The 15,673-nt window shown below is 38.9% G+C and carries 14 protein-coding genes; 10 read left to right on the forward strand and 4 right to left on the reverse strand.

All coding sequences use genetic code 11. The annotated features are described in order from the left end of the window. Positions 1-6: 6 nt before the first annotated feature. A complete protein-coding gene (locus CWB72_RS04500; RefSeq protein ID WP_058030911.1) occupies positions 7-279 on the reverse strand; it encodes an oxidative damage protection protein in 273 nt (90 codons plus the stop codon). A 40-nt stretch (positions 280-319) separates the two neighbouring features. Next, on the reverse strand, positions 320-1,378 hold the full coding sequence (mutY, locus tag CWB72_RS04505) for an A/G-specific adenine glycosylase (protein WP_138629560.1): 1,059 nt from the start codon (positions 1,376-1,378) through the stop codon (positions 320-322). A gap of 125 nt (positions 1,379-1,503) precedes the next feature. On the opposite strand from mutY, the gene trmB reads away from it, so the two are divergent. From trmB to arcA, 5 genes are all read left to right on the forward strand, one after another. Continuing rightward, positions 1,504-2,229: a tRNA (guanosine(46)-N7)-methyltransferase TrmB gene (gene trmB, locus CWB72_RS04510; RefSeq protein ID WP_138629563.1), complete on the forward strand. Its 726-nt coding sequence runs from the start codon at positions 1,504-1,506 to the stop codon at positions 2,227-2,229. Between the two features lie 168 nt (positions 2,230-2,397). Continuing rightward, entirely contained in the window at positions 2,398-3,435 is a 1,038-nt protein-coding gene (locus CWB72_RS04515) for a methyltransferase (protein WP_138629565.1), read from the forward strand. A gap of 322 nt (positions 3,436-3,757) precedes the next feature. Continuing rightward, a complete protein-coding gene (locus tag CWB72_RS04520) occupies positions 3,758-5,380 on the forward strand; it encodes a sensor histidine kinase (RefSeq protein ID WP_138629567.1) in 1,623 nt (540 codons plus the stop codon). Beyond that, positions 5,377-5,892 (forward strand): YfiR family protein, encoded by a 516-nt coding sequence (locus tag CWB72_RS04525; RefSeq protein ID WP_130254670.1) that lies wholly within the window; start codon positions 5,377-5,379, stop codon positions 5,890-5,892. The genes CWB72_RS04520 and CWB72_RS04525 overlap by 4 nt, the downstream gene beginning before the upstream one ends. Positions 5,893-5,999: 107 nt before the next feature. Beyond that, positions 6,000-6,716, forward strand: coding sequence for a two-component system response regulator ArcA (arcA, locus tag CWB72_RS04530; protein WP_130254669.1), 717 nt, complete (start codon positions 6,000-6,002; stop codon positions 6,714-6,716). Positions 6,717-6,853: 137 nt separating this feature from the next. On the opposite strand, the gene arcB is transcribed toward arcA, so the two are convergent. Beyond that, on the reverse strand, positions 6,854-9,178 hold the full coding sequence (gene arcB / locus CWB72_RS04535; RefSeq protein WP_138629569.1) for an aerobic respiration two-component sensor histidine kinase ArcB: 2,325 nt from the start codon (positions 9,176-9,178) through the stop codon (positions 6,854-6,856). A gap of 209 nt (positions 9,179-9,387) precedes the next feature. Between arcB and folE2 the strand changes: the two genes are divergently transcribed. The 4 genes from folE2 to CWB72_RS04555 all read left to right on the forward strand — a co-directional run bounded on the left by folE2 (position 9,388) and on the right by CWB72_RS04555 (position 12,828). After that, entirely contained in the window at positions 9,388-10,308 is a 921-nt protein-coding gene (gene folE2 / locus CWB72_RS04540; protein ID WP_138629571.1) for a GTP cyclohydrolase FolE2, read from the forward strand. Positions 10,309-10,383: 75 nt separating this feature from the next. After that, on the forward strand, positions 10,384-10,974 hold the full coding sequence (locus tag CWB72_RS04545; protein ID WP_130254666.1) for a DUF2726 domain-containing protein: 591 nt from the start codon (positions 10,384-10,386) through the stop codon (positions 10,972-10,974). Positions 10,975-11,149: 175 nt separating this feature from the next. Further along, positions 11,150-11,857 (forward strand): 5'-methylthioadenosine/S-adenosylhomocysteine nucleosidase, encoded by a 708-nt coding sequence (gene mtnN / locus CWB72_RS04550; RefSeq protein ID WP_138629573.1) that lies wholly within the window; start codon positions 11,150-11,152, stop codon positions 11,855-11,857. A gap of 11 nt (positions 11,858-11,868) precedes the next feature. After that, complete coding sequence (locus CWB72_RS04555) at positions 11,869-12,828, forward strand: cobalamin biosynthesis protein CobD/CbiB (RefSeq protein WP_249349061.1); 960 nt, start codon at positions 11,869-11,871, stop codon at positions 12,826-12,828. Positions 12,829-12,871: 43 nt separating this feature from the next. Here the strand turns inward: CWB72_RS04555 and tyrS are convergent, their stop codons facing one another. Next, complete coding sequence (gene tyrS, locus CWB72_RS04560) at positions 12,872-14,071, reverse strand: tyrosine--tRNA ligase (protein WP_138629579.1); 1,200 nt, start codon at positions 14,069-14,071, stop codon at positions 12,872-12,874. A gap of 149 nt (positions 14,072-14,220) precedes the next feature. Here tyrS and CWB72_RS04565 point away from each other — a divergent pair, with 149 nt between their 5' ends. Beyond that, a complete protein-coding gene (locus CWB72_RS04565) occupies positions 14,221-15,555 on the forward strand; it encodes a peptidoglycan DD-metalloendopeptidase family protein (RefSeq protein WP_138629575.1) in 1,335 nt (444 codons plus the stop codon). Positions 15,556-15,673: the final 118 nt, after the last annotated feature.

Below are 15,673 nucleotides of genomic sequence, written 5' to 3' on the forward strand. Positions count from 1 at the left end.
AGAAGATTATTTCTCAGGTGGACGATAACCTTCGATTTCTACTTCTTTACCCTCAAATAAGAAACCGACCATTTGCTCTTCTAGCAACTGACGGTGATCTGGGTCCATCATGTTTAGGTGCTTTTCATTGATCAGCATAGTTTGCTTATGCTGCCACTGTTGCCAAGCTTCTTTAGAGATATTATTGAAAATCTTTTCACCCACTTCACCAGGGTAAAGTTGAAAAGCAAGGCCTTCAGCCTCTTTTTGTAATTTCTGACAAAACACTGTGCGTGCCATAGTTCATCACCTAATTAAATGCTCGATTAATGACGTTAGTCTACCCCATTGTGCCTAGGAGTTTAACTAACTTTTTCGTTGGAGCTGCAAGCCCAACTTCTGGATGCTCTGCTAAGTCAAACCAGATAAGCTGATTATCATGAACACAATCAGCAATTGTATCTAGCTTTAAAATTTGCGGATGTATCGTCAGTTCAAAGTGAGTAAAAATATGCACAAACGATTCTAGAGATTGTACTTTTCCTTTAAGCCCCTGCTGAGCAATAAAAGTCTCAACGTCTTGTAATGACTCAAATTCAAAGAAGCCAAACAAACCGCCCCAAATGCCCGAACTTGGGCGCTTTTCCATAAGCACCTTATTATCTGCGTTAATTATCAAATGATACGCCTGCTTTTTTGGCTTTTCTTTCTTCGGTTTAGAGTTAGGGAAAACTTTAACTTGGTTGTTTGCATAGGCTTGGCACTGACTCATTAACGGGCACGCTTCACAATTAAAATTACTGCGTGAACAAAGGCTAGCACCTAAATCCATCATGGCTTGGTTAAATTCAGTGACATTGTCTTTTGGCGTGATGGTATCGCTTAAGGACCAAAGTAAATTTTCTACTTTTTTAACCCCATACCAGCCTTCAACCATAAAGAATCGAGCTAGGACACGCTTTACATTACCATCTAAAATCGGATGCGGCTGACCTAGTGAAAGCGACAAAATCGCCCCAGCGGTCGAGCGCCCTATACCCGGTAAATCGAGAACTTGTTCAAAAGTTTCAGGAAACTCACCCCCATATTGGTCACGCACAATTTTCGCTGTCTTGTGTAAATTACGTGCTCTGGCGTAATAACCTAACCCCGTCCAATGGTGCAACACTTCATCTTCTGGTGCATCAGCTAAATCGACAATCGTCGGAAAGCGCGCCATAAAACGCTCAAAATAAGGGATCACAGTAACAACTTGTGTTTGCTGTAACATCACTTCCGACACCCATACCTTATAAGGCGTTTTGCCCAATTGCCAAGGCAAGGTCTTACGACCATGTAGGTGGTACCACTCTACTACTTGCTCGGCAAACCATTTAGCTTGCTGTTTTGAAACCTGCATATCACCACGACTATGATTACTTTACTCGGCGCACAGTGTAGAGGCCTTTTATATCCAGTCAAGTATTGTACTTCGGCCGTGGAACAGGGATAATATGCGCCCATTTTTACAGCACAGAATTGATTATGAACGAATCGAGTAAAGCCAATTTAGAAGAAGCTCTAAATGAAGGTAAATACATCCGCAAAGTCCGTAGTTTTGTAAAGCGCGAAGGCCGTTTAACAAAAGGACAAGCTGCTGCCATTGAAAAATGTTGGTCAAGCATGGGCTTAGAGCATAGCCAAGGCTTACTAGATTTCTCACAAGTATTCGGCAACGACAACGACGTCGTACTTGAAATCGGTTTTGGCATGGGTAAATCGTTAGTTGAAATGGCGAAAAATGCGCCGCATTTAAACTTCATCGGTATTGAAGTACACCGCCCAGGTGTTGGTGCGTGCTTAATGGAAGCCGACGAAGCAGGTTTAACTAACCTGCGCGTATTTGAACATGATGCTGTTGAAGTACTTGCTGATTGCATCGCCGATGGCAGCCTAACAACCATGCAGTTATTCTTCCCTGATCCTTGGCACAAGAAGCGCCACCACAAGCGCCGTATTGTGCAGCCAGAGTTTGTAGAAAGCCTTCGCCAAAAGCTAAAAATTGGCGGCGTATTCCACATGGCTACTGACTGGGAAAACTACGCAGAGCATATGCTAGAAGTAATGACTGCAGCACCTGGTTACGAAAATATCTCTGAGACACAAGATTATGTGCCTCGTCCAGACAATCGTCCACTGACTAAGTTTGAGCAGCGCGGCCATCGTCTAGGTCACGGCGTTTGGGACTTAATGTTCAAACGTAGCAACTAAAAGTAAATTCTAATTTTAGGATTAATGTTTAGTTAGTTAAAAGAGCCTGATGGCTCTTTTATCTTAATGGTATAGGGTTAATACCTATCCTCAGTAATTCTTAATGAACAGGGTTGGTACAATTTTGCCTTTGCGCAAAATTAAGTAGAGATTTTAAATAGAGTATTTATGAGTCGATTAGCAAATCCAAGTTTATTGCTTCTTCGCAACGAAGAAGAACTGACAGGCGAACGCATTTTAGTGATTAACACCATGCGCGACGGCTTTCTTCGCGAGTTAAAGCAATTAAACCCAAATAGCGATATTCACGCTTTTAGCTACAACGTGGCTGCTCATCAAGACTCACAAAAACACAAAGGCATTACTAGTCATGTTGGTCATAGTTTGCCAGTTCTTGAAGAGCTAGATTTAATAATCTATTACTATCCAAAGTCAAAGCCAGAAGCCTTGATGATGCTTGATAATATCCGAGCTATCGCTTCACCTAAAACACGTTTATTAATTGTTGGAGACAACAAAGGGGGCGTTAAATCTGCTGAAAAGCAGTTTAAACCTTTTGCAGGTGAATTTTATAAATTAGAAAGCGCGAAACACTGCGTATTGTTTGAATTTGCTGATTTAACTTTAATAGAGCGTTTTGATATCAGCAGCTACCAAACTACATTCACTGTTAGTGTGAACGACCAAAGCTTTGAAGTAGCAAGTGTGCCTGGCGTTTTCAATCATGGTAAACTGGATGATGGTACTCGTCTGTTGCTCGAGCAAATTGCCGTGCCGTACAAAGGCAAAGTGCTAGATTTTGGCTGTGGTGCAGGCATTATCGCCACTTACTTAGGGCTAAAAACACCAGAATTGAAACTGAACTGTTTAGATGTCAGCGCGTTAGCTGTATATGCTACCGAACAGACGCTAAAGCTAAACAACCTCGAAGGCAATGTGATTTTGAGTGATGGCATGCTAGCTGTGTCTGGTCAATTTGATCTAATCATCAGTAACCCGCCATTCCACACCGGGATTTCAACAGATTATCAAATTGCTGAAGACTTTTTAGCTCTTTCTAAACAATTCTTAAAACCCAAAGGCAAGCTCACCATAGTAGCGAATAGTTTCTTGAAATATCCACCGATTTTAGAAGCACAATTCAGTGATTATGAAACACTGGCTAAAAATAACAAATTTGCGGTGTACCACGCTCAAAAATCTTAAGTTTTATTAGCTATGGGTCATTCAACAGAACTAGATTTTGAATGGCCCCAAATTAAATATCCTTACTTGCTCAGACACTATTTTTCAAACCCGAATCTCAATGCTGGGATTTCTAAGAATAAAGAATGAATTTATTCAAACTTAGAGAAAAATAGCATAAGCAACATCGCAATTTTTAGTTATTTTTATTTTTTCCCTTTGCTACACTAAGTTTATTAGATTTATAAATAACGTTTTATTTTTGTAAATTTTTCAAAAATTTGAGAGTTATATCTACTATAACTGGCTTAATGATAAGCATGTAGGTTGCAAAGGCTAGGTAATGGCTAAACAAATAACAAAAACAAGTATAAGAAAGGTATTGATCAGTGCAGTTATGCTTGTCACTGCGCTTTGCTTATCGCTATCAATTTCTATTTCTACCTACCTTGACGTTAAAGAACAAAAGCAGTTGATTATTAATAAGCTTGATATGATAGCCGATATCATTGCTTTCAATGCGCAAATCACGCTGATTTTTGAAGATAGAAAAACTGAAGAGAAACGCTTAAAGTCATTCAGTAAAGTTGAACTTGTTAAAAACATACATATTTATGACATAGACGACGTCACTAAAAAGCCCGTTTTTTTTACTAGCTATAACGCCAGTAAAACACCACCTGTACCTTTGAAAGTTGGGAGTATTGAAGAACTAAAACAGCCCCGTATTACTGACAATTATATCGAGTTAATAAAATCTGTAGAGTATGAAGGAAAAATTGAAGGCTATGTGTATATTAGAGGCTCTCTTGAACGCCTTAATAAATATATAAATAACAAAATCCTTGTAGATATACTGCTTACGTTGATCGTTTTACTATTGGTATTATTAGTTGCTCGTAGCATTCAAAAACGAATTGCCACTCCCATTGAAGACCTATCTTTACTATTGCAAGACGTATCAAAAAACCATAACTACAATACCCGTGCATCAAGCAGTTATATTGAAGAGTTAAATACTCTGTCAAATAATCTCAATATCATGCTTTCTCGTACACAGAACCAGATTGAACGTCATGAAGCTGATAAACAGGAAATCAATCAACTAAACCAAAGCTTAGAAGAAAAAGTTAATCAAAGAACCATTGCACTGCGTGAAGCAAATCAAGAATTGCTCAATACGTTAGAGCGAATGCACCAATATCAGAATCAAATTGTTGAAAGTGAAAAAATGGCATCGCTGGGTCAGATGGTAGCCGGAGTTGCTCATGAAGTTAATACGCCAATCGGTCTTGGTGTAACTGGCTCAACTCTTTTAAGAGATAAGCTTGCTGATATACAAGCAGCATTTGAACAAAAGACACTAACTTCTAAACAACTAGAAAGGTTTATTAATGATGGGGTTGAAAACCTTGACCTCATTTATAGAAACTTAAACCGTGCTGCAGATCTTATTTCTAACTTTAAACGCGTAGCTGTGAGTCAAGATACAGAGATTAGTGCTGACGTTAACGTTAAGTCATTATTAAATAATATCTTAATGGCAATGAATGCCGAAATATCACTGAAGTCTCCAGATATAGAACTTAGCCTACCTGATAACCTAACTATTTCGAGCAAAGCAGGTCCACTACAACAAATATTCGAGCAGCTTATTTCTAACTCTTTAATTCACGGTTTTGAAGAAGGCGCAAATAACAACATCAAAATTGAAGCTCAAACAAATTCCAGAAACTTGGAGTTAACATACAGCGATAATGGTTCAGGTGTGCCTGTCTCAATTAGGAAGCGTATTTTCGACCCATTTGTAACCACCAAGCGAGGTGAAGGGGGAAGCGGCTTAGGCATGCATCTTGTTTACAACCTTGTAACCCAAGCATTAGATGGCTCAATTACATTAGATGAAGACTATACAGACGGCTCACGGTTTGTAATTTCGTTACCTTTAGGTGAGCTGACGTCATGAAGCTTTGGCTAGCCTTATGCCTATCTCTTTGCTCATTACCAGCTTTGGCTAAAACACCAGAGCAAATTAGATCGGCATTTTTATATCGAATGGCAAAATTTATAGAGTTCCCTTCTCTCAACGAGTCAGGTGTTAGATTCTGCTTTTATGATTTAAAGCGTGGCCCGGGTGCAATTTTGAATAAAAATAAAGCTCTAAAAATAAAAAACATTCCGATAAATATTAAAATAGTAGAAAAAAACACAACAATTATGGAACTTTCTAAGCAATGTGAAATCACATACTTTGATGGAGCCATAGGCGATGATATACTTCCCGCTTATGATAAGAGCATGCCTTTAGATATGTTATTGGTTAGTGATAACCTAAGCTTTTTAAATAATGATGGTATGGCATCTCTTGTTCAAGAAGGCAATAAAATCAGACTGTATATAAACAGACAACAGATCGCGAAACACAACTTCAAAGTACTATCTCGGCTACTTGCCGTTGCAAAGTTTCATCCTAACTGATTTTACTTGTTAACATTTTAATATACTCCTATAATCGTGATTATTCGGTTTTTTTATCTTGTACCGAATAAAATGTAAATAATATATTCCTAAAAGGTTAAATGATAATGCAAACGCCAGTCATTCTGATTGTTGAGGATGAAGACGTAACTCGCTTGAACCTCGTTAGTTTATTTGAGGCAGAAGGTTACAAAGTAATTGAAGCCATTGATGGCGATGATATGCACGACAAGCTAACGACTCATGATGATGTCAACCTGGTAATTATGGATATTAACTTACCTGGTAAGAATGGCTTGATCTTAGCGCGTGAACTTCGTCAAAAGAAAAACGTTGGTCTAATCTTCCTGACTGGCCGTGACAACGATGTCGATCGTATTCTTGGTTTAGAAATCGGTGCTGATGATTACATCACTAAACCATTTAACCCAAGAGAACTTACAATCCGTGCTCGTAACTTAATCACGCGTACAGGTAATACTCCTGAAGATTCAGCAATTGAAAGTAGCGGTGTGATTACCTTCAATGGCTGGGAATTAGACGAAAACAGTCGCTGTTTAACATCACCAGCTGGTGAAGCTAAGCGCCTTCCTAAAGGCGAATACCGCGCATTACGTTTAATGCTTGACTCACCAGGTCGTATTTTTAGTCGTGAACAGTTAATCAAACATATGACTGGTCGTGAGCTTCGTGCAAACGACAGAACAGTTGATGTTACTATTCGCCGTATTCGTAAACACTTTGAAAGTGACAACAATACGTCTGAGCTTATTAGTACAATTCATGGTGAAGGTTATCGCTTCATCGGAAAAATTGATAGCTAACAATCCATAGTTCATATTTGTGAAAAAAGGGCTTATAGGCCCTTTTTTAATATCTATAATTCGCTATAACAGCAGCTATATTCCAGTTTAATTAATAACCATAGCTGAATAATAACTCCTAAACTTGCTGATAATATTTATTCACCCCAGCTATCAACAACCGTTTTAAGCTCAACTTGCCCAGCATCAAGCAAACTATACAGTTCATTTAACCAAGCCTGTGCAATGTCAGGCTCTGCTTCAGATACTTCTTTTTCCATCTTTTTAGCATGCAATTGAACTTCTTTTAAACCCACTGAACCTGATGCACCTTTAAGTTTATGGGCGACAGAGCTATATTCTGCATAATCATTTTCATTGATTGCCTCTTGCAGTTCTTCACAATATTTAGGGCTTAACTTAGCAAATAAGTCAGAGCTGCGTTTAAATGCTTCAACTCCCATAGAATCAATAAAGTCACATATGGTTTCCATTTCTAAAAGAGAATATTGCGCTTGTTTATCAGTACAGTTGGCTTTAGGTTTTTCATTCTTTGGTTTAGTTACTCGCGCATTGATACCAAACAATTCGGCCAACATCTTATCTAGTTTAATTGTATTGATTGGTTTAGCTAATGCACCTTGAATACTGATCCCTTCAAGCTCTTCTTCTGCACTGCGAACATTTGCAGTCAGCGCGACAATTGGTAGTTTATCAAAATGGCTATCAGTTCTAATTTCACGGGCTATTTCATCACCGTTTATATCTGGTAATTGCATATCAAGTAATACTAAATCTAAGTCATCTTCGGTTGCTACAAACGACAACGCATCTTCACCTGTTTCAGCCCAAATTACCTCATGACCTCGCTGCTCAAGTAAATTTGTTGCGATTTCAGCATTGAGAGGCACATCTTCAACTAACAAAATATAAAGGCTGCGTCCTGCATAGCTCTGCTCTTTAGGTGCTGCAGTGAGCGATAAAGGGATCTCAACATCAAAACGACTGCCTTGGCCAACAATACTGCTTACTTGAATATTGCCTTGCATAGCATCTACAAGTGCCTTAGTAACAGCTAAACCTATACCTGAACCAATCGCATTTGACCCATTTGCACTTGGCGCCTTGTAGTACATTTCAAAAATTTTAGAGAGTTGATCTTGTGCGATACCAGAACCTGTATCGGTTATACTCATAACCAGCCACACTTCACCGTCACGATTTTCACGCTTACAATCTAAAGTGACACTACCTCGATGCGTAAACTTGACCGCGTTATTTATTAAGTTCCATAACACTTGTCTCAAACGGGTGGGATCAAGCAAAGCATAAACATCTAGAATACCTTGTCTATTAATATTAAATTCTAGCCCCTTTTGCTCTGCAATAAGCCCTGCAAAATTGACCACATCATTAATAAAATCAGAGACATTAATGCTATCAGCGGCAATATCCAATTGTTCCCTGTCGATTTTATCGAGATCTATAATGTCGTTAAAAATATTTCCAAGCGTTTCTGCACTCGAAAAAATAGTATTACACCAGCTCTTTTGTTGTTTACTCAACTCTGTATCTAGCATCATACGCGTTAGACCTACGATGCCATTAAGCGGTGTTCGCAGTTCATGGCTGAGCGTAGCAATGAACTTACCTTTATCTTTATAAGCAGTTTCTAGTGCCTGCTCAGCTTCTTTACGGGATGTAATATCACGTCCAAATGCCAGCAGACCAATATATTCACCCTGCTCATTAATAAATGGCAACTTACGCATTTCAAACCAGCGATTCTCATTATTCACTGGGTATTCAACATCCAGGGTTATTGCTTGATGTGTTTTTGCTACCTGCTCGTCAGTTTTTAATACCTCTGGGATATAGCGCTCAGGGTAGATATCAAAAACACTCTGCCCAATAAGCTCATTGCTATTTTTGCCCATGACTTTTTCAAACATCTTATTACAACCGGCAAAAACACCTTGCTCATCACGGTAATAAAATAAATCGGGAGAGGAATCTACAATTGAGCGTAATAACATGCTTTGTTGGGCGAGTTCTTGTTGTGTTTTTTTGCGCTCTGCAATTTCACGACGTAATTCTTCTATTGCTCTGTGTTTCGCATGCAAAGCAATCTTACGTTCATCTATTTCTGTATTTAGGCGAGTGATGTTGTCTTTTAAACTCTGGTTCAGTAGCTTCTCTTGTTGAGTCGCGGTATCAAGATAGGCGCGAGACGCCTCTAACTCTTTCAATGACTGAATACAAATGACTAATAAAGCAGGCGAAGTAACAGCAGCAAAAAAAAGCACTGATAACACGTCTACAATCATAATTTCGCCAAGCGCTACATAATAGAACATACAAGACAAAATTAAAGAGGCGAGAAGGATCAGGCCATAACACAAAAAACCTGCTTGTTTTTCACCATATTTATTAATCACATTGGCAAGAACTTTTAGCCATGATCCAAATGAAGAGTCTATCATATTCGTTAAATTGCTCCGGTAACTAACTTATTATACGCAAGCAACTGTCTAATCCCAAAGAGATTAAAATCCAAATTTGTGCAATAGACGTATAAACTTCTTAACAATTAGTGAGAAACTGATTAATTGGTAATGCGAACTTATACGCATTACCCAGTCAAATAGTGTAATATGCACGACTCGAAATTGTCGCGATACAGAGGGTTAACATGCAGACTACAATGCCAGATATTGCTCATTCAGCGGATGCACTTCAAACAGGCAAACTAGATTGGGTAGGAATGGGTAACATAGAGCTACCTTTAATGCTTGCAACTAAAGGCTTACCAGAGCAAGCTGTCACGGCAAAAGCAGATGCATTTGTAAACCTGCACAAAGAAGATGCAAAAGGCATACATATGTCTCGCTTGTTTTTAGCTTTAGATACGCTTTCTTGCGAACAAGCATTATCGCCTATAACACTCAAGCAACTCTTGGATGAGTTTATTACAACCCACCAAGACATCAGTGATGCAGCTAAAGTAGTTATCAATTTTGAGCTACCTTTACGTCGCCCTTCTTTACTAAGTAAAAAACAGGGATGGAAAAGTTACCCTATTAGCATCACAGCATCACTTATTAACCAAGAATTTTCAATTGAACTAGCGCTAGATGTGACTTATTCATCAACTTGTCCATGCTCTGCAGCATTAGCTAGACAGCTAATTCAAGACGCCTTCGCAGCAAAGTTTCAAGATAAAGCAATTTCTCATGAAGAAGTCCACGCTTGGTTAGGCACTACTGAGGGGGTATTAGCAACGCCTCACTCTCAGCGTAGCATTAGCAATATCAAAGTGAAGTTAGACAATAACTGTCAAGAATTCGACATAGTAGGACTTGTAAACCTAGTTGAAGATGAACTAAAAACCCCTGTTCAAGCTGCAGTTAAGCGTGAAGATGAGCAAGAATTTGCCCGCCTGAATGGTCAAAACCTAATGTTTTGTGAAGATGCGGCAAGAAAATTAAAGGCTTTATTCGAGCAAGCTAACTTCGCAGATTATTATATCAAGATAAATCACTATGAATCTTTACATGCTCATGATGCTGTAGCCTACGCACTTAAAGGCGTTGAGGGCGGCTACTCAATATAACCTCATAAAAACACCACAACTGGCAAGAACTTTGCTTTAAAAAATAAAAGTCAAAATGTTGTTGTGGAGTATTTTATGGAGTTCGCTTTATTATTAGTTTTTGCGTTAGTCGCTGGTGCTTCTATTGTTATTGCAAAGTACACTGATACAGGTGGAAACCCTTACCCGTTTAATCGTAAAGATTCTGTTTTTAGTACTGTAGAAGCAACATTCTTAAGCCTTTTAGAGCGTGCTGTAGGTGATAAATTCAAAATTGTCAGTCGCGTTAAGCTAATTGACCTAATCGAATGCAAACCAGGCCTGTCAAAAAAAGCACGTCGCGCAGCGTTAGCAAAAGCCAAAAATAAACAACTAGATTACGTATTAATAGATAAAACCACTATGAATATTGTTGCCGCTGTTGATTTAGTCAACAACTCCAACAAGAGCGGCCACAAAGCACAAAAAGATTGGTTTGTGAATGGCGCACTAGAGTCTGCAAATATTCCTCATATTCGAATGAAAGTTAAAACTGGTTATAAGGCAAACGAAGTTCGTAGTGCTATTTTGTATAAAATTGGTCAACAGCCTCAACCTGTTCGTAAACCAAGAACTCGAACAGAAAAGCCTGCGGTACTTTCTCCATCACAAGCCAAAGCGCATTCTACTCAGCTTGCTGAAATATAATATTTTCCATATGTCACAAAGCCCTTTGAATTTTCAAAGGGCTTTTTTCTTTCTAAAAGTGTTCTTTACAATCAATGCTATGATGATAAAGCTTTATATCATCAATGATATGAACAAGTTTTTTATAAAAGTGCGATAGGCTATACTAGCGAAAATTTTTTGAGGAATAGAAATCATGAAAGTAGGTATTATCGGTGCAATGGAGCCTGAAGTTGCAATTTTGCGTGCAGCTTTACAAAACAAAACAGAACTGACTAAAGGTGGCTTCACTTTTTATACTGGCGAGCTTGCAGGTCATACCGTGACTTTAGTTCAATCTGGCATTGGTAAAGTTGCGGCAACTGTTGCAACCACGCTTTTAATCGATAATTTTAACCCTGACTGTGTTATTAACACCGGCTCTGCAGGTGGTTTTGATCCTGAATTAAATGTCGGTGATGTTGTCATCTCAGACGAAGTTCGCCACCATGATGTCGATGTAACTGCTTTTGGCTATGAAATTGGTCAAGTTCCGCAAATGCCTGCTGGCTTTGCCGCACATTCATCATTGATTGACGCAGCAAAAGCAAGTGTTGCTAGCCTTGAAAACACTCAAACTAAAATTGGTCTTATTTGTACTGGTGATTCGTTTATGTGTGATCCAGTTCGTATCGAAAAAACGCGTAGCGAGTTTCCTTCAATGCTCGCTGTTGAGATGGAAGGTGCAGCAATTGCACAAGCCTGTCATGTATTAAATACACCATTCGTTGTGATCCGCTCGCTGTCTGATATTGCAGGTAAAGAGTCTCCACAGTCTTTTGAAGAATACCTAGAGGTTGCGTCAGTCAACTCTTCGAAGCTAGTCACTGAGTTATTAGAGCAGTTAAATAACACTAGCCTATAATGGAAGAGCTTTTGCAGTATGAGGTCTTGCAAGACCTCATTATTTTTATCTGCGCCTTAACAGCGGCACATACTTTGCCGCTGTTAAATAGCTACAACCCAAACACTTTCCTGTCACATATTTTCGAACGTATTGCAGCGAGAGTATATAAGCCTGAACGTAATGCACAATTACAGCAAACTGCAGGGTTACTTGGTTTCTTTTTGCCCATATTAACAATAGTTTGTATTGCTGTATTAATTAGCCAATTTGCCTTTTATCCAGCTTGGTTGGGAGGTTTAGTACTTTATTTTTGTCTAGATACAAAAGTTCAACAAAGAGCCAGACGTATTGCAGCCTTATTGCAACAAAAACAAAAAGCGACGGCAAAACAACTATTAGCGCAAAATGTCGTCAGAGATGTCAATGAACTTTCAAGCATTGGTATTGCCAAAGCGTGTATCGATAGCACCGCATTAAAAACCATACGCCATTATTATCTCATCATTTTCTTTTATTTATTACTTGGCCCTATTGCAGCATTAACCTTGAAGCTACTTCTGGTCAACGATCACGCTTGGCGTAAACGCATTCCACCAAACAGTACTTTTATGAAACCTTTGCAAACAATTATTTTTTACCTAGAGTTTCTGCCTCTTAGAGGGTTTATTTTACTACTGGCTTTATTTTTACAAGGTAAGAAAACCTTTCATTACTTTAAGCATTATGCACGTCATTGCTATCAAACAAACACAGGTTGGATCTTATCTTTATTTGCGGCAAATTTATCAATCCAGTTAGGAGGCCCTTGTAAATATCAGGGCGAAAGATTTGCCAAAATGCGTATTGGTGCGGAACGTCACCCAGAGGCCGAGGACATTAAGCATTGCTTATCTTTATTAGAGCGAATTAAGTGGTTCACTTTCTCCTTGATAGCTTTGATATGGTTGTTAGATGGGTTTATTACACTCTATCTCAATATTGGCACATAAAAAAAGCTGGTTTAAAAACCAGCTTTTTTATCTATGTTACTAATTAGCTTACCGTAACCTTAGCAAATTTACGCTTACCTACCTGGTAAATTTGTGTTGAACCTTTCTCGATAACAAGCTTGTTATCAGTTACTTTCTCTTCACCGTTTAACTTAACGGCACCTTGTTTAATCATACGCATAGCTTCAGAAGTACTTGCTACAAGGCCTGCCTCTTTAAGCAATTGAGAAATCATAATAGAGTCTTCTGCAATTGTAATAGTCACTTCAGGTATCTCATCAGGTAATGCATTCTTTTGGAAACGTTTAATGAAATCTTGGTGTGCAGCTTCTGCATCAGCCTCACTGTGGAAGCGTGCGATCATTTCTTTTGCGAAATCGATTTTAATGTCACGCGGGTTACGACCATTTGCAACCTCTTGCTTAAGACCCTCAATTTCTTCAATTGAAAGTGCACTTAATAGCTCGTAATAACGCCACATTAACTCATCTGAAATCGACATAACTTTACCAAACATATCGTTTGGTGCATCAGTAATACCAATGTAGTTGCCTAATGACTTAGACATTTTTTGAACGCCATCTGTCCCTTCAAGTAACGGCATCATTAATACGGTTTGTGGCTTCTGACCTTCATCTTTTTGCAGCTCACGACCCATTAGTAGGTTGAAGCGCTGATCAGTACCACCTAGTTCTACGTCAGCTTCCAAGGCAACAGAATCCCAACCTTGTACTAAAGGATATAAGAATTCATGGATTGCAATGGCTTGACCACCAGCGTAACGCTTTTTAAAGTCATCACGCTCTAGCATACGCGCAACCGTTTGGCGTGCAGCTAGTTTGATCATACCTGCACTGCCTAGTTGTTCCATCCAAGTAGAGTTAAATGCCACTGTGGTTTTAGCAGGATCTAGAATTTTGAAAACTTGCTCTTTATATGTTTCAGCATTTGCTAGCACGTCTTCACGTGTTAATGGTTTACGGGTGACGTTTTTACCCGTTGGATCACCAATCATACCGGTGAAGTCACCAATTAAGAAAATAACCTCATGGCCTAAGTCCTGGAAGGTTTTCATTTTATTAATTAGAACAGTGTGACCTAAATGCAAATCTGGTGCTGTTGGATCGAAACCCGCTTTAATTTTTAGCTTTTTGCCAGATTTCAATCTTTCCTTTAATTCATCTTCAATAAGAATCTCTTCTGCACCGCGTTTAATCTCAGCTAATGCAGTTTCAAAGTCCACCATTCGTCGCTCCAAAATATACAGTTTATCGCTCGATTCTAGCCTATATTCAGATCAGTTTAAATGCACAAAACACTGGTATTAACGCTTTATTGCGTATATCCTGCAATATTATTATCGATTTAACTTGACAGCAGAAAAGGCGCGTTATGGTTCACGTTGTTCATAAGCTTCCTAAAAAACACAAACTGCTTATTCTTACCTGCATTTCTGTCATGCTGATAATTGCTTTATGGCCGTCAGAAAAAGCAACTGCATCAAGAGACAGCGACAAAAAAGCACTTGAAGTTGGTAAGCGCTACGAATTACCAGTCAAGGTCTCTGAAAATGAAGAACAATTAACAACTCTAAGCGCGCCTAAAGCAGCACAAGAACCAACAAAAACTCTTATAGACAAAGTGGAGTTTAATGATTTTACGGTCAAGCATGGCGACAGTTTAGCTGTACTATTTAAACGTGCAGGCTTCTCCGCACAAACTCTTCATAAATTAATCAACACTAATTCAGAAACTAAAAAACTGACAAAAATCCATCCGGGTGAAGTACTCAGCTTTGCTAAAAACCCTGAAGGTGAGCTAAGCCACTTACAATACGTTTTATCTAAAACGGATACGTTACTTGTTTCTTTAGATGAAAATAAGAAATATAAAACAGCGATTCACAGCAAAGAGATTGAAACAGTAAACCAAAACGCGGGCGGTAAAATTAAATCAAGCTTCTGGACAGCAGGTATTTCAGCGGGCTTATCTGAGCGCCAAATTATGAACTTTGCAGATATTTTTGGCTGGGATATCGATTTTGCTAACGATATTCGAAAGAATGATACTTTCTCTTTGGTGTACGAAACGCATTATGTTGACGGTGAGCCGATCGGCAACGGTGATATCATAGCTGCTGAATTCATCAACCAAGGTGAACGCTTCAGTGCTATTCGCCATACTGATGGCAATTTCTACACCCCGGAAGGTCGCAGCATGCGTAAAGCCTTTCTTCGTGCTCCTGTAAACTTTAAATACATCAGTTCTAACTTTAATCCTCGTCGTAAACACCCTGTCACTGGCAGAGTATCTGCTCACCGAGGTATTGATTATGCAGCACGTGTTGGTACGCCAGTTGTCTCTTCGGGTAATGGTAAGGTCACGAAATCTGGTTATAACAAACTAAACGGCAACTATGTGTTTATTCAACATGGCAGTCAGTATGTGACCAAATATCTGCACCTAAATAAGCGCATGGTTAAAGCCGGTCAGAAAGTAAAACAAGGTCAAAAGATTGGTACCGTAGGTGCAACAGGGCGAGTAACTGGAGCACATTTACACTATGAGTTTTTAGTAAATGGCGTTCACCGTAATCCAAAAACGGTAAAGCTGCCTAAATCTGAGCCATTACCTAAATCTGAACTTGCTAAGTTCAAACCTGTAGCAAAAGACTTACTAGCACAATTAGAGCGCTCTAGAGAATTAAGGCTCGCTTTGAACAATTAGCTTTTTGCAACTATTGCTTGCAAATTGAGTCACTGAAAATAAAAATGCCCAAAGTCACACTTTGGGCATTTTTTCTTTTGTGTCAATTAAATACTTAAATTAACCTGAGCTGCGCATA

This window comes from Pseudoalteromonas phenolica (assembly GCF_005886345.1).
In the GTDB taxonomy this organism is placed as follows: Bacteria; Pseudomonadota; Gammaproteobacteria; order Enterobacterales; family Alteromonadaceae; genus Pseudoalteromonas; species Pseudoalteromonas phenolica_A.